Consider the following 15141-nt stretch of genomic DNA (forward strand, 5'->3'; position numbering starts at 1 on the left):
AAATGGCAACTGAAAACCAGGACCGGTTCGATCGGGTCGACTGGGACGAGATCGCCGCCTCCCGCGGACGCGACCTCTCGGTCAACACGCTCGGCATGCTCGCGTTCGCCGTTCCGCTCGCGCTACTGGGACTCTACGACTGGCGGCTGGTCGACGAACGGGAGGCGACGTTCGGGGCGATCGGCTACGATATCGATATCACGAGCCTCGAGTACCTCTTCGTGTTCACGCTCCTCCTGTTCGCGTTCTACCTCGTCTTGCCGCTGTATCAGAACCCGAGACGGACGAAACACTACTGGACGGAGTTCAAACGGAACCGGCCCGCCGTCGTGAGTCTCGTCTGGCTGGCGATCGTCTTCGTCGGCGGGTTGATCGGCCCGCTGCTCATGAACGCGCCCCAACAGGACATCCTGATCAGCCACCAGCCCCCGGTCTACCTCTCGGTCGACCAGGCCAACGTCGCCAACTGTGTTGGCGAGATCGCAAACGGCCGGTGTCACGGCACCTGGGAGTACCCGCTCGGGACCACCAACGGCGGACGGGACGTCCTGACGGGGATCGTCTACGGGATGACGACCACCATGCAGATCGCGTTCATCGCGACGACGATCGTCGCCGTGGTCGGCATCTCCGTCGGGACGGTAAGCGCCTACGCCGGCGGCTGGGTCGACGAGGTTCTCATGCGGATCACCGACGTCGTGCTCTCCTTTCCGACCTTCCTCATGTTCCTGTTGATCCTCTACATCTACGGCGCCGGGATCGGGATGTTCATCCTGGTGTTCTCGGGGTTCGCCTGGGGCGGAACGGCCCGGTACGTCCGGAGCAAGGCGCTGTCGATCTCCGAGGAGGAGTACATCAAGGCCTGTCGGATCAGCGGGGCGAACACGTACGGGGTCGTCCGTCGCCACGTCGTTCCCAACACCGCGAGCAGCATCATCACCCAGCTGACGCTGCTCATCCCCGGCTTCCTGCTGTTCGAGGCCCAGCTCGCCTTCCTCGGGATCGGCGACACCGAGGTCCCGACGTGGGGACAGCTGATCTCGGCGGGCCGGAGCGATCTGGCCTTCGCCCCCTGGATCGTCCTGGCCCCCGGGATCGTCCTCTTCCTGACGATCCTCGCGTTCAACTTCCTCGGCGACGCCCTGCTCGACGCGCTCAACCCCGAAGCGCAAGCGGAGACAGACCAATGACTCCTGACACCGACCCACTGCTCGAGGTAGCGAACCTCCGGACGACGTTCGACACCGACGGCGGCGAACTCGTCGCCGTCGACGGCATCGACTTCTCGATCGACGCCGGCGAGACCGTCTGTATCGTCGGCGAGTCCGGCTCGGGAAAGACCGTCGCGACCGAGTCGATCACCCGACTGGTCAAGTCCCCGCCCGCCACCGTCACCGGCAGCGTCCGGTTCGACGGCGAGGACCTCCTCGAGGCGAGCGAGGAACGCCTCCGGGAGATCCGTGGCTACAACATCGCCCACATCTTCCAGAACCCACAGGAGGCGATGAACCACTGCTACAGCGTCGGCTGGCAGATCACGGAGGCGCTGACGATCCATACCGACGCCTCACAGGAGGAGGCACGCGCGAAGGCGATCGATCTGCTGGACCGCGTCGGCATCGCCAACGCCAGCTCCCGGTTCGACGACTACCCCCACGAGTTCTCCGGTGGCCAGAAACAGCGGGTGATGATCGCGATGGCGCTGGTCGGCGACCCCGACCTCCTGATCGCCGACGAGCCCACGACCGCCCTCGACGTCACCGTCCAGGGTCAGATCCTCAAGCTGCTCGACGATCTCCAGGAGGAGTTCGACATGGGCATCCTCTTCGTGACCCACGACCTCGGCGTCGTCGCCCAGATCGCGGACCGGATCGTCGTCATGTACGCCGGCAAGGTGATGGAGCGAGGCGACGTCTACGACGTCTTCGACCGGCCCGCCCACCCCTACACCCAGCAACTCCTCGAATGTCTCCCCGGAACGAGCGACTCGATCGGGGGGATCCCCGGCTCGCTTCCCTCGCCGACCGATCCGCCCGATGGCTGTCGGTTCGCCCCCCGGTGTGAGCACGCCGTCGCCGACTGCGAGGCCGGCGGGCAACCTCGGGAGGTCGAGGTTCGGCCCGGCCAGGCCGTCTCGTGTGTCTACTACCAGTCGGGCTACGACGCCTCGGTCGTTGAGGCCGATACCGGCGACGCCGAAACCTCCCGGGGGGTGGGCGATGACTGAGCCCCTGCTGTCGGTTCGCGACCTGAAGAAACACTACCCGATCAAGAAGGGGCTCCTGAACCGCCAGGTCGGCGCCGCACGCGCGGTCGACGGCGTCAGCTTCGACATCGCGCCCGGCGAAACCCTCGGGCTCGTCGGCGAATCCGGTTGTGGGAAGTCGACGGTCGCGACCTCCGCGATCCGTTTAGAGGAGCCGACCGCCGGCGAGGTCCTGTTCAACGGCGGGGACCGCCGCGGCGCGACCCGAAACGACGACGGGACCCACCCCAACGACGTCACCCGGTTCGACAAGGGAGAGCTGAAGGCGTTCCGGCGGGACGCCCAGATGATCTTCCAGGACCCCTCCTCGAGCTTCGATCCGCGGATGACCGTCGGGGCGACGATCGCCGAACTGCTCTCCATCCACGGGATGACAGACCGGGGCCGGCGCCGCCGGATCGTCGAGGACCTGATCGAACGCGTCGATCTCTCGGCGTCCGACTACGACCGGTATCCCCACGAGTTCTCGGGTGGGCAGAAACAGCGCCTGGCGCTGGCCCGCGCGCTCGTACTCGACCCCGACCTGATCATCGCCGACGAACCGGTGTCGGCGCTCGACGTCTCGGTCAAAGCCGAGGTCCTCTCGCTGATCGACGACCTCCAGGCGGAGTTCGGCCTCTCCCTGCTCTTTATCAGCCACGACATGTCCGTCATCCGTGAGATATGTGACAGGGTCGCGGTGATGTATCTCGGCGAGATCGTCGAACTCGGACCGACCGAGGAGGTCTTCCACGGGCCCGAACACCCCTACACCGAGGCGTTGCTCTCCTCGATCCCGACGCCCGATCCGCGGGCGACGCTGGACGAGATCGAGCTGACGGGCACCGTCCCGAGCCCGACGGATCCTCCCTCGGGCTGTCGGTTCCACACGCGATGTCACCGGGTCATCCAACCCGAGGACATGGAGATGGACCAAGCGGAGTGGCGCCGGCTGCTGACACTGCGCAAACGGATTGAATCCCGGGAGGTCGACGTCGAGCAGGCGACCGAGAACCTCGCTCTCGACGACGAACCCGACGACCTCTCGGACGAGGCGATCAAGTCCCAGCTCAGATCCGAGTTCGAACTCGAGGCCCCCCTCGGTTCGGCGACCGCCGAGGAGACCCTCGAAACCGCCCTCGACCGGCTCGTCTCCGGCGACGCCGACGGGGCCGAGGAGGTGCTGTCGTCTTCGTTTACCACCCCGTGTGAGACCACGCACCCGGAGTTCGTCGACCACGACGCGGACCACAAGTCGGCGTGTCTGCTCCACGTCGACGACGGGCCCGACTCGCGGATCGGCGTCGAGAACGTGCCCCAGTGAGCGGGCGCGAACCCGTCGTTCGCGGCTTCGAAATCCTTTTAGGCGCCACGGCGGGATAGTAGGGTAACTGGACACATGGACGTCGCAATCGTTTCCGAAGAGGAGAACCCGATGTTGCACCGGACGGACGTCACGTTCGAACTGACCCACGACGACGCCACACCCTCCCGGCTCCAGGTCCGGGACAGCCTGGCGGCGAAGCTGAACAAGGACGCAGGCGAGGTCGTCGTCCGGGAACTCGACACCAAGTTCGGGATGCGAAAGACCGTCGGCTCGGCGAAGGTCTACGAGACGGCCGCTCACGCGGGCGACGTCGAACAGGACCACATGCTCGAGCGAAACAAGATCGCGGCCGACGAGGAGAGCGAGGCCGACGCGGAGGAGGCCTGAGATGGCCCACCACGAGGTCTACGGCGACGACGGCGCGGCCGAACGCGAGGAGTGTCCCCGCTGTGGCGACTCGTTTCTCGCAGACCACGGCGACCGGCGCCACTGCGGGAAGTGTAGCTACACCGAGTGGGAGTAGCGAGCACGTTCTGACGCCCTTCCGGACGCCGTGAGTCACGATTCGTCGATCCGCGTCCTCGCCGTCGAGGGCACCGCGTGGGCCGCCAGCGCGGCCGTCTACGACGCCGGAAGCGGGGACGTTTTCATCGAGACTGACGCCTACCTCCCCGACAGCGGCGGCATCCACCCTCGCGAGGCCGCCGAACACATGCACGGGGCGATCCCGCGGGTCGTCGAGACGGCGCTCTCACACGCCCGGGAGACGGTCGATGGACCCGCCAGTGAGCCGCCCGTCGACGCGGTCGCCTTCTCCCGGGGACCCGGATTGGGCCCCTGTCTGCGGATCGTCGCGACGGCCGCGCGGGCGCTCGCGCAGACACTGGAGGTTCCCCTGGTCGGGGTCAACCATATGGTCGCCCACCTCGAGATCGGACGCCACACCTCGGAGTTCAATTCTCCAGTGTGTCTGAACGCCAGCGGCGCGAACGCCCACCTGCTCGCCTACCGCAACGGCCGGTATCGCGTGCTCGGCGAGACGATGGACACCGGCGTCGGCAACGCCATCGACAAGTTCACTCGCCACGTCGGCTGGTCGCATCCCGGCGGGCCAAAAGTCGAGGAGGCGGCCGCCCGCGCGGAGGGCGAGGAGCTGCTCGACCTCCCCTACGTCGTCAAGGGGATGGACTTCTCGTTTTCGGGGATCATGACGGCGGCGAAGGAGGCCTACGACGGGGGTGAGGACGTCGAGGACGTTTGCTGTTCGCTCCAGGAGAACGTCTTCGCGATGCTCGCGGAGGTCGCCGAACGCGCGCTCTCGCTCACTGGACGGGAGGAACTCGTGTTGGGGGGTGGGGTCGGCCAGAACGCCCGCCTGCGGGGGATGCTCGCGGAGATGTGCGAGGCGAGGGGCGCCAGCTTCCACGCGCCCGACCCGCGATTCCTGCGGGACAACGCGGGGATGATCGCGGTGTTGGGCGCGAAGATGTACGCGGCCGGCGACACCCTCGAGATCGCCGACTCCCGCGTCGATCCCGACTTCCGGCCCGACCAGGTGCCCGTCACCTGGCGGGAGGCGCCCGAGCCGGCCCCGAGGCGAGCCGAGGGAGAGGCGGTTCGGGGCGCCGAGGCGGTCGTGACCCCCGAGGGCGACCGCGTGGTCAAACGTCGCCTGCCCAAGTCCTACCGTCATCCCGACCTCGACGACCGCCTGCGCCGAGAGCGGACCGCGGGGGAGGCCCGGCTGACGAGCCTCGCGCGCCGCGAGGGCGTGTCGACGCCCGTCCTCTCCGACGTCGATCCGCGGGAGGCGACCCTCGAGTTCGAACGCGTCGGGACCGCCGACCTCCGGGACGCTCTCACCGAGCAGCGGGTCCGGGAGGTCGGGGCGCACCTGGCGACGATCCACGGCGCGGGATTCGTCCACGGCGATCCGACGACGCGGAACGTCCGGGTCGGCGCCGGGACGGACGGCGATGGGGACGATGCAGGGGGTCGAACCTATCTCATCGACTTCGGGCTGGGCTACCACACCGACCACGTCGAGGACTACGCGATGGACCTCCACGTCGCGGAGGGGAGCCTCGTCGGCACGGCCGACGACCCCGACCCGCTTCGAGCGACGCTCCGGGAGAGCTACCGCGCGGCCGGCGACGAGCGAGTTCTAAATCGGCTCGCCGAGATCGAGTCCCGCGGGCGGTACGTCTCGGAACCCTGAATCCGGTCCGACCCGCCGGTCGGCGTCGGCTCGCTCGTCGTTCCTTCGCCGGTCGTCCGGACGGGCACGGTTACCGTTATCACACGGACGACCGAACCGCACTCCCATGGACGAGATCCTCGTCGCGGTCGCCAAGGGGGGCGAACTCGCCATCGACCTGTGTTTGACGTTCTACGAGAAGGTCTTTTCCGACGAGGAAGACGAGGGGGAGCGGTCGGTGGCTGACGAACCTCGGTAACCGAAACGTCTCCCTCCCATCGCCGGGAGCAGGCAGGCGGTCATCGTCCTCCGGCGACGTCTCACTCGCCGTCGCTCACCTTCCCGTCCTCACGATCACGCTCGCGAGCCTCCGGGTCCCGTTCCGTGGGATCACCGTACCCGCCGCCGCCGGGCGTCCGGACCGTGACCGTCGCGCCTGCCGACACCGATTCCGTCGTCTTCGCTCCGACGGTCCGCCCATCGATCAGGTTCTCCCCGGTCGCGCCCGGTTCGCCGCCCGCGGCGCCCGCCGGTCGGGTCCGTCGGCGTTCGGAGAGCAGGGAGACGACGGCGTCGGTCTCGACTCTCACGGCCCGCTCGATTCCCAGCCCGCCCCGAAACTCGCCGTCGCCGCCGGTGTCGGGCCGGAGGCCGTAGCGCTCGACCCTGAGGGGGTACTCGGTCTCCAGGGCCTCGACCGGCGTGTTGAGCGTGTTGGTCATCCCGACCTGGACGCCGTCGATTCCATCGGAGTCCGCCCGGCCGCCGAGGCCGCCGCCGATCGTCTCGTAGTAGGTAAACCCTTCCTCGCCCGTGCCGTCGACGTCTCCGCTCGAGCCCCCTCCCCCGCGCCCGCCGATCACGAAGTTGTTCATCGTCCCCTGCCCCTGGGCCGGAACGCGATCCGGAACGCACTCTTCGAGGGCCGCGAGGACGACGTCGGTCACCCGCTGGCTGGTCTCGACGTTGCCGCCGACGACCGCCGCCGGCGGTCGCGGGTTCAGCAGCGATCCTTCGGGCGCCTCGACGCTGACCGGCGCGTAACAGCCGTGGTTGGGCGGGATCTCCGGATCGGTCACCGACCGGAGGACGAAGTAGACCGCGCTGGTCGCGACCGCGAGCGGGGCGTTGACGTTGCCCGCAACTTGGCTCGCGGTCCCCGCGAAATCGACCTCCATCCGGCGTCCGTCGATCCGCACCGTCGCCTCGATCGGGATCTCCTCGTCGGTGCGGCCGTCGCCCTCCATGACGTCGCGAGCGCAGTACTCGCCGTCCGGAAATCCCTCCAACTCGCCTTCGATCCGCTCGCGGGAGTAGTCGATCACGGCGTCGAAGGCCGTCTCGAGCCCGACCTCGCTCTCGGCGGCCAGTTCCCGAATCCGCTCGCCGGCCCGGTCGGTCGCCGCGATCTGGGCCCGGAGATCCGCCCGACGCTCCTCGGGGTCCCGGACGTTCGCGAGGACCGTCTCGAGGAGGTCCTCATCCATCTCGCCCCCGCGGACGAGCCGAACCCCCGGAATCCGCAGGCCCTCCTCGTAGATCTCGGTCGCCCCGGCGGGCATGCTTCCCGGGGTCGCCCCGCCGACGTCGGCGTGGTGGGCCCGGGAGACCGCGTAGCCCGTGACTTCTCCCGCCACGGCGATCGGCGCGACGAGGGTGACGTCGGGGAGGTGCGTCCCCCCCGCGAAGGGGTCGTTCAGCGCGACGACGTCGCCGGGGACGAGGTCCCGATCGAGAACCGTCTCGACCGCCCGGGGCATCGCCCCGAGGTGGACCGGGATGTGCTCGGCCTGGGCGACCATTCGGCCCTCGCGGTCGAACAGCGCCGTCGAGCAGTCCCGGCGCTCCTTGATGTTCGGCGAGCGGGCGCTGCGGATCAACACCTGGCCCATCTCGGTCGCGACCCCCTCCAACTGGTTGCGGACGACCTCGAGGGTGACCGGATCGACGCCGCTCACGCCGACTCACCCCCTTCAGTGAGCACGAGCGTCCCGTCCCCCCGGACGGTCGCCGTCCATTCGGGGGGAACGAGCGTCGTCGACTCGCGGCCCTCGAGGACGGCCGGGCCGTCGATAGTGGTTCCGATGGGCGGTCCCCGCCTGTCGTGGACCGCGGTCTCGTGAACGTCGTCGCCAAAGCGCGCCTTGCGGGTTCCCCGCTCGAAGCTCTCCTCTCCCTCGTAGGGGATCGGTCCCAGCTCCCGGCCGACGCTCGCCCTGGCCCGCAGCGTCACCAGTTCGACGGGGTCGTCGGTCCGGTAGCCGTAGGCCCGTTCGTGGGCGTCCTCGAACCGATCGCGGACGATCTCGGGATCGAACGGGTCGGGAGCGGGCACCGAGAGCTCGAAGCTCTGGCCGGCGTACCGGCAGTCCGCGACCCGATCGACGGTTCCCCGATCGGGGTCGCGGAGCCCTTTCCGGGCTCGCTCGCCGACCGCCGCGAACGCCGCTTCGACCGCCTCGAGGTCGGCCTCCGCGAGGCGGGTCCGGAGCGTTCGGACGGCGTCCACCTCCTCGTCGGCCGCGAGCAGCCCCATCGCCGAGAGCACTCCCGCTTGGAGCGGGACGACGACGGTTCCGATCCCCAGCCGGTCGGCCAGCGCCGCCCCGAACAGCGGGCCGGCGCCGCCGAAGGCGACCAGCCCGAACTCGCGGGGGTCGTGGCCAGCCTCGACGGTGACCTCCCGGATCGTCCGGGTCATCGTCGCCGCTGCGACCCGGTAGATCCCCGCGGCGGCCTCGGCAGCGGTATCGAACCCGCCAGCCTCCGCGAGTTCCGCGAGAACCGCCGTCGCCCGATCGGGCTCGAGGGCGAGCTCTCCCCCCAACTTCCCCCCGGCGTATCCCAGCTCGACGGCGGCGTCGGTGACGGTCGGCTCCTCGCCGCCGCGGCCGTAGCAGGCGGGGCCGGGCTCGGCGCCCGCAGAGCGGGGACCGACCCGGAGCGCCCCCCCGCTATCGACCCGGGCGACGCTCCCGCCGCCCGAGCCGACGGTGGTCACGTCGACCATCGGGAGGTGGATCGGCACTCCGCCGACGGTCGTCTCGGCCGTCCGTTCGGCCTCGCCGTCCCGGACGAGGCTCACGTCGCTTGAGGTGCCGCCCATGTCGAAGGTCACCAGGCCCGCGAGGTCGCGGTCGGCAGCGACCCCTTCGGCTGCTCGGGCGGCGCCGACGACGCCCGCCGCGGGCCCCGAGAGCACCGTCGTCGCCGCCCGCTCTCTGGCCCGGTCGGCGCCCGCGACCCCGCCGTTTCCTCCCATCACCTGCGGGGTCGGGACGCCAGCCGCTCGGACCTGCTCGATCAGGTCGCCGAGGTAGGCGTCTACCGCCGGCCGGACGTAGGCGTCGGCCGCTGTCGTCGCTGTCCGCTCGTACTCCCGGAACGCCGCGAGCACCTCGTGGGAGACCGAGACCGGGATCGGGAGCCGGTCGCGCAGTCCCTCTGCGAGCCGGGCCTCGTTGTCGGGCGTCGCGTAGGCGTGTAGCAGCGCGACCGCGATGCTTTCGGCTCCCGTCTCGCGGATCTCGCCTGCGACCCGCTCGATCGCCTCCTCGGTCACGGGCCGCTCGACGCCTTCGGGGGTGGCGCGTTCGTCGACCTCGAGCCGGCGCCGGCGCGGGATCAGGGGATCCGGTCGCTCGACACTCCGGTCGTACAGATCGGGCCGGTCCTGGCGGCCGATCTCGACGACGTCACGGAACCCCTCGGTGGTGACCAGGGCTGTCTGCGCGCCCGCCCGCTCCAGGAGGGCGTTGACGGGGACGGTCGTCGCGTGGGTGAACTCGCCGATCCCCGCGGGGACGATTCCGCCCCGCTCGCAGGCGACCTCGATCCCCCGCATGACGCCGTCGGCCTGCTCGGGCGTCGTCGCCACCTTGGCGGTGACCAAGCCGTCGCCGGTCCGGAGGGTGACGTCGGTGAAGGTCCCGCCGACGTCGACCCCGATTCGGGCGGTCCCGGTTTCCATGGGATATCCGGGAGGCTCCGGGACAAAAACGTGTCCCACCGGCCCCGACCCGCCCGCGGACAACCGAATACTCATATCGGGGGAGGTTCAATGCAGGGTATGGTGGAGAAACCGACGTCCGGCGAGATCTTCGGCGTGCCGTACAACTTCGACCGACCGAGCCTGGGACGGATGCTCTCCGCGTACTGGCAGCCCGGCCAGGGGATGTTAGTCGAGAAGCCCTTCGGCGTCGGCTACACCCTCAACATGGCGAACTGGCGCTCCTGGATCGTGCTGGGCGTCGCCGCTGTCCTCCTCTGGCAGGAAGGCGGGACCGACGCCGCCGGCGAGGTCCCCGACGAGGAAGAGCCCGTCGAGGTCATCGTCGACGACGAGTAAGGCGACGCCTTTCTACCGGGCGCCGTCGGCCGACGGCGGGACCGAAGCCGACTTGGGTCGACCCGTCCGACTTCACCCATGACCGTTCGGTTCGTCACGGGAAACGAGGGGAAAGTACGGGAGGCCGGCGAGTATCTCACGGAGGCCGTCGAGCAGGTCGACTACGACTATCCCGAGATCCAGGCCGACGACGTCGGCGTGATCGCGTCACGAGGAGCGAGGGAGGCGTTCGCGGACCTCGGCGGCGAGGAGGGGGTCGTCGTCGACGACACCGGGCTCTCCGTCGAGGCCCTCGGCGGGTTCCCGGGGCCGTACTCGGCGTACGTCGAGGACACGCTGGGGATCGAGGCGATCCCGCGGCTGCTGGAGGACGACGCGGATCGCCGGGCACGCTTCCGGACGGTCGTCGCCTACGCCGACGGCGAGGGGGTCGAGACGTTCGAGGGCTCGGTCGGCGGAACGATCGTTTCTCCGCGGGGCGAGGACGGGTTCGGCTACGATCCGGTCTTCGAGTACGACGGACGGACGTTCGCGGAGATGAGCACCGCCGAAAAGAACGCCGTCTCCCATCGCGGGCGCGCCCTCGAGGCGTTCGCGGAGTGGTACGCCGGTCGCGAGCGGTAGTCAGGCCCGGGGATCGCAGTCGGGGCCCGGATACTCGCCCCCGCGTTCGGCCTCGTAGAGCGACTCGGGGTCGAACAGCCGGGCGAAGGCGTCGGGCGGGCGGACGCTCACCCGCACGTGGGGTTGGAGGGCGATGCCGGCCCCCGGCGAGGCGAGCTCCTCGCTCTCGGTGAGCAGGTGGGCTGCGTTTCCGTGATACGCGGAGGCCAGCGCCGGGTGGTCGTCCTCGGGATGGGTGACCGCGACCCGGTCGGCCTCCAGACGCTCGTGGTGGGCGGCCGCGAGGTCCGCGTCGGCGAGGGTGGCGACGAGCTCTTCGGTTTCCTCGAGGAGCGGGTCGCTCGCGACCAGGCCCATCCAGGAGTGGGCCCGAACGTGATCGAGGGCCTCGCGGGCGGCACCTCCCACGAGGAGGTCCGCGGCGAGGACCCCGCTGTCGGCGACGACGCGGGTCGGGTCCGGCCGGTCGTCGCGCCCGGCGTCGTCGAAACGATCGCCGTCGGCTCCCTCAGCCATCGCTCCCCTCGCGCTCGCGGATCGCCTCCTGGATCCTCGCGGCGTCTACCTCGACGTCGGCCGCCCGCTCGAACAGCGCCGCCCAGCTATCCATACGGGTCGTGGGTGGGGCGGGCGAAAAAGCGTTCCGTCGATAGGGTGAAGGCGCCCCCCTGCCTCGGTTCGGGCGTGACCGACCTCGGCAAGGTAGACCGCGCGTTCTTTGAAGACCGGATCGCCCCGAAGTTGGGTGCCGACCGCGAGGACGTCCGCATCGGTCCGACCCACGGCATCGACTTCGGGTTGCTCTCGGTCGGCGGCCGCGCGGTCGCCGTCGCGACCGACCCGATCTCGATTCTCCCCGTGCTCGGGTTCGAACGCGCGACACGGTTCGCGCTCGACCTCGTGATCGCCGACGTCGCGGTGAGCGGCCTGGCGCCCTCGCATCTCTCGATCTCGTTTACCCTCCCGCCGGAGATGGACGACGAGGAGTTCGCGACCGTCTGGGAGACGGTAGACCGGGAGTGCCGGGAGATGGGGATCGCCGTCGCGACCGGCCACACCGCCCGCTACTCCGAGTGTTCGTACCCCTGGATCGGCGCGGCCACGGTGTTCGGCGTCGGTGACCCCGAGGAGCTGATCCGCCCCGACGGCGCCCGCCCCGGCGACCGCCTGCTGCTGACGACGGGTCCGGCCGCGGAGGCCGTCGGCGTGCTCGCGACGCTCTTTTCCGACCGGATCGATCTTCCCGACTCGGTTCTCTCGGCTGCTCGCGACCGTATCGAGGACGTCCACTGTGCCAGAGACGCCCTCGCGGCCGCCGCGGCAGGTCCGGTAAGCGCGATGCACGACGCCACGGAGGGCGGGATCGCGGGCGCGATGAACGAGATGGCGGCGGGCGCGGGCGTCCGCTTCGAGATCGATCGGGACGCCGTCGTGCTCCGGCCGGGCGTCGAGGAGGTCGCGGACCACTTCGACTTCGACCCCTGGGCGGCGACCTCCTGTGGCACCCTCCTGCTCGCGGTCGACCCTTCGGGGGTCGAGCGAGTCGTCGAGGCCCTCGAGGCCCGGGACACTGCCGTCGCCGAGATCGGCCGCGTCCAGGAGGGCGAGGGCGTCGTCGCCGACGGCGAGCGAGTCGCTCCCCCGGAGCGCGACCCCTCCTGGGCGGTGTACGCCGCGCTCGCGGCGGGGTCGTAGCCGCGTCGGTTCCCCGTCGGCGCGAGCGCGACCACCACTGACTTGTACAACCGGAGATTAGGGCAGCCATGCTCCCACCCCATCCCGACTCCCGACCGGTCGCGCTCACGATCGCCGGCAGCGACTCCGGCGGCGGCGCGGGGATCCAGGCCGACCTCGCCGCGATGGCGGGCCAGGAGGTCTACGGCACCTCCGTCGTCACAGCGATCACCGCCCAACACACCCGCGGCGTCGAGGGCTCGTTTCCGTTGCCCGCCGAGGAGGTCGCCGCCCAGCTTTCGGCCGTCCGCGACGACTTCGCGATCACCGGCGCGAAGACGGGGATGCTCGCGACGGCCGAGATCGTCGAGTCGGTCGCCGAGCGAGCGGGAGAGTTCGGGTTCCCGCTCGTCGTCGACCCCGTGATGGTCGCGAGCTCCGGCGACCGGCTGCTCGAGCCCGCGGCCGAACGCGCCTACGAGGAGTTGATCGCCGAGGCGGCGCTCGTCACGCCGAACGCCGACGAGGCCGAGGTTCTCACTGGTCGAACGATCACGAGTCCGGCGGACGCGCGTGCGGCCGGCGAGGACCTCCGCGACCTCGGCGCGGGGGCCGCTCTCGTCACCGGCGGCCACCTTCCCGGAGAGCGAATCTCGGACGTCCTCGTCGACGGCGAGGGCGCACGAACCATGGAGCATCCCCGGATCGACACGGACGCGACCCACGGCTCGGGCTGTGCGCTCTCGGCGGCGGTCGCCGCCCGGCTGGCGGCCGGCGACGACCTCCGGGCGGCCGTCGAGGCGGCCGTCGCCGCCCTCTCGCGGGCCGTCCGCTTTCACTACGACGTCGGAGGGGGGCCGGGCGCGGTCAACCACGCACTCGAACTCCGGAACGCGGCCGCGAGAGCCGACGTCGCGGAGGCGGTCGGTGCACTGGCCGAGCCGGACGGCGAGTGCGTCGCGGTCGCCGGCGCGACGCCGTATGCCGCGAACGTCGACGACGTCGCCGTCGCGGACGGCGCTCGACCCCGGTTCGGCCTCGAGACCGACGCCGCGAACGCGCTGCTCGCTGCCCGGGAGGAACGGCCCGACCTCCGCTTTGTGGCCATCGTCGGCGGGAGACGCGCGGCTCCCGCCCGGCCGGTCGTAGAGAGCGATACCGACCCCTCGGAGGGGCCGTTCGACCTCCCTGGCGACCGATCCCCGGTCGCGGTGGCCGGGGCCGAACGGACGGTCCTGTTCGCCGCCGATGCCGGGGAGCTCCGGCGGGCCGTCGCCGACCCCTCCGAGCGGTAGCGAGGGCCGGCGAACTCCCCTCCAGTCGAAGAAACATACGAATTCGATCTATATTTAAAAACAGTCATATAGGGCGGGGAAAACGTCGAAACGTGGGAACCGAGACCAGCGTTGGGGAGTCGTGGGACGTTCTCTCGCCCCGTCTTCTGCGCTCCACCGGAACGGACGAACGCCGGAAGCGTACGAACACGGATAGAGGGGGCGGGCAGCTTGTCGATTTGTTTCGCGAAACTCCCCGGGACCTCCCGGACCGTTGGACCGAGCCCCTCTATCGACCGTTCGACGATCACCACCGTTCGTGGTTGGTGTTGTCCTCACGACGTCTCGGATCCTCGGCGCCATGGACTCGGTTAATATATTAGAATAGGTGTGTTCGACGAGAAATAATATTTCTTTCACTAGGGCGCAGTCCTCCAGGGGGTCGTCTGGACGGGCGGCGATGGCGACGAAATCACCACCGGTCCCGACCTCTGGAGATTACACGCGTATGGGTGTCAGTCTCGGCCGGCGAGCTCCCGCATCAGGAGTGGGCGCCGCCCAGGCGTTCACGATGAGTGAACGACTACCGCGAGAGGAGGGCGTTCTCGACGGACTTCGCGGCGCTGGTCACCAGCCCCACGGCGTCCTCCTCCAGGCGCTTGCCCGACATGTGGTAGTCGCTGCCCGTGACGCTGATCGCGTCGATCGCCGTCCCCTCGCTCCCGATGATCGGGGAGGCGACACACTGGTGGCCCTTCCGGTACTCCTCGCGGTCGAAGGCGACCCGCCGGTCGCGGACCGAGCGGAGTTCGCGCTCGAGGTCGGCCCGGTCGGTGAGCGTCTTTTCGGTATAGGCCGGCAGGCTCGAGTCTGCGAGCAGGGCGCGTTTCTCGTCGGCCGGAAGATGTGCGAGGATGGCCTTCCCGCCCGCGGTCGCGTGTAGCGGGGCGACGTCGCCCTCCGCGATGTCTCCATCCTCGCTCCCGTCGGGTCTGATCCGGAGCGCGTAGATGCCCCTGTCGTCCTCGCGGGCGATGAAGTTCGCGACGTGGCCGGTGGTCTCGGCCAGGTCGGAGACGACCGGGCGGACGTGTTCGATCGGGAATCGCTCTCTGGCCTGGATCCCCAGGGAGAGAAACCGATTGCTCAGGTAGTAGCCGTCGCCCTCGCGGACGAGGTAGCCGAGGTCGGTGAGCGTGTGCACGTGTTTGGAGACCGCACCTTTCGAGAGGCCGACCTCCCGCCCGAGGGCACTGATCCCGAGGCCGGGCTCGTCGCGGATCGCCTCGACGATCCGGAAGCTGGTTTCGGTCGTCTTCACGCCGCGTCCCGTGTCGCTCATGTATGGGCGGTGGGCCCCGGCGAGCAAAAGCGTTCTCATACCGTGAACGGGAGTGGTTCGCGGACGGGCGGAGACGGGACGTGTACGGCCGATCGCCGGACGGCGGGAGG

The 15141-nt window shown here is 69.9% G+C and carries 15 protein-coding genes; 11 read left to right on the forward strand and 4 right to left on the reverse strand.

Annotated elements, in window-relative coordinates; translation table 11 throughout:
* Positions 1–2 precede the first annotated feature (2 nt).
* From DVH23_RS07885 to DVH23_RS24975, 7 genes are all read left to right on the forward strand, one after another.
* A complete protein-coding gene (locus DVH23_RS07885) occupies positions 3–1190 on the forward strand; it encodes an ABC transporter permease (protein WP_114576895.1) in 1188 nt (395 codons plus the stop codon).
* Positions 1187–2227, forward strand: coding sequence for an ABC transporter ATP-binding protein (locus DVH23_RS07890; RefSeq protein ID WP_114576896.1), 1041 nt, complete (start codon positions 1187–1189; stop codon positions 2225–2227). Before DVH23_RS07885 ends, DVH23_RS07890 begins: the two co-directional genes overlap by 4 nt.
* Positions 2220–3569, forward strand: a complete 1350-nt coding sequence (locus DVH23_RS07895) for an ABC transporter ATP-binding protein (RefSeq protein WP_114576897.1) — start codon at positions 2220–2222, stop codon at positions 3567–3569. The genes DVH23_RS07890 and DVH23_RS07895 overlap by 8 nt, the downstream gene beginning before the upstream one ends.
* A 75-nt stretch (positions 3570–3644) precedes the next feature.
* Complete coding sequence (locus tag DVH23_RS07900) at positions 3645–3959, forward strand: 30S ribosomal protein S24e (RefSeq protein ID WP_114576898.1); 315 nt, start codon at positions 3645–3647, stop codon at positions 3957–3959.
* A 1-nt stretch (position 3960) separates the two neighbouring features.
* A complete protein-coding gene (locus DVH23_RS07905; protein WP_114576899.1) occupies positions 3961–4095 on the forward strand; it encodes a 30S ribosomal protein S27ae in 135 nt (44 codons plus the stop codon).
* 30 nt (positions 4096–4125) lie between these two features.
* Positions 4126–5790: a bifunctional N(6)-L-threonylcarbamoyladenine synthase/serine/threonine protein kinase gene (locus DVH23_RS07910; RefSeq protein ID WP_114576900.1), complete on the forward strand. Its 1665-nt coding sequence runs from the start codon at positions 4126–4128 to the stop codon at positions 5788–5790.
* A gap of 106 nt (positions 5791–5896) precedes the next feature.
* Positions 5897–6028, forward strand: coding sequence for a hypothetical protein (locus tag DVH23_RS24975; protein ID WP_255565231.1), 132 nt, complete (start codon positions 5897–5899; stop codon positions 6026–6028).
* A 61-nt stretch (positions 6029–6089) separates the two neighbouring features.
* On the opposite strand, the gene DVH23_RS07915 is transcribed toward DVH23_RS24975, so the two are convergent.
* On the reverse strand, positions 6090–7727 hold the full coding sequence (locus DVH23_RS07915) for a hydantoinase B/oxoprolinase family protein (RefSeq protein ID WP_114576901.1): 1638 nt from the start codon (positions 7725–7727) through the stop codon (positions 6090–6092).
* Positions 7724–9739 carry a hydantoinase/oxoprolinase family protein gene (locus DVH23_RS07920; protein WP_114576902.1) on the reverse strand — a complete coding sequence of 672 codons (2016 nt, stop codon included), beginning with the start codon at positions 9737–9739 and terminating at the stop codon, positions 7724–7726. Before DVH23_RS07920 ends, DVH23_RS07915 begins: the two co-directional genes overlap by 4 nt.
* A 99-nt stretch (positions 9740–9838) precedes the next feature.
* On the opposite strand from DVH23_RS07920, the gene DVH23_RS07925 reads away from it, so the two are divergent.
* Positions 9839–10117, forward strand: coding sequence for a DUF5808 domain-containing protein (locus DVH23_RS07925; RefSeq protein WP_114576903.1), 279 nt, complete (start codon positions 9839–9841; stop codon positions 10115–10117).
* A 78-nt stretch (positions 10118–10195) separates the two neighbouring features.
* The gene (rdgB, locus tag DVH23_RS07930; protein WP_114576904.1) at positions 10196–10741 is read left to right on the forward strand and encodes an RdgB/HAM1 family non-canonical purine NTP pyrophosphatase; all 546 of its coding nucleotides are present in this window, start codon (positions 10196–10198) and stop codon (positions 10739–10741) included.
* On the opposite strand, the gene DVH23_RS07935 is transcribed toward rdgB, so the two are convergent.
* Positions 10742–11257: a hypothetical protein gene (locus DVH23_RS07935; RefSeq protein WP_114576905.1), complete on the reverse strand. Its 516-nt coding sequence runs from the start codon at positions 11255–11257 to the stop codon at positions 10742–10744. It abuts the gene before it with no gap.
* 168 nt (positions 11258–11425) lie between these two features.
* On the opposite strand from DVH23_RS07935, the gene DVH23_RS07940 reads away from it, so the two are divergent.
* Together DVH23_RS07940 and thiD are read left to right on the forward strand one after the other, a co-directional pair.
* Positions 11426–12436 carry an AIR synthase-related protein gene (locus DVH23_RS07940; RefSeq protein WP_114576906.1) on the forward strand — a complete coding sequence of 337 codons (1011 nt, stop codon included), beginning with the start codon at positions 11426–11428 and terminating at the stop codon, positions 12434–12436.
* A gap of 68 nt (positions 12437–12504) precedes the next feature.
* Entirely contained in the window at positions 12505–13710 is a 1206-nt protein-coding gene (gene thiD, locus DVH23_RS07945) for a bifunctional hydroxymethylpyrimidine kinase/phosphomethylpyrimidine kinase (RefSeq protein ID WP_114576907.1), read from the forward strand.
* A gap of 562 nt (positions 13711–14272) precedes the next feature.
* On the opposite strand, the gene DVH23_RS07950 is transcribed toward thiD, so the two are convergent.
* Positions 14273–15031: an IclR family transcriptional regulator gene (locus tag DVH23_RS07950; RefSeq protein ID WP_198667873.1), complete on the reverse strand. Its 759-nt coding sequence runs from the start codon at positions 15029–15031 to the stop codon at positions 14273–14275.
* Positions 15032–15141 lie beyond the last annotated feature (110 nt).

Source organism: Saliphagus sp. LR7, assembly GCF_003344565.1.
GTDB lineage: Archaea > Halobacteriota > Halobacteria > Halobacteriales > Natrialbaceae > Saliphagus > Saliphagus infecundisoli.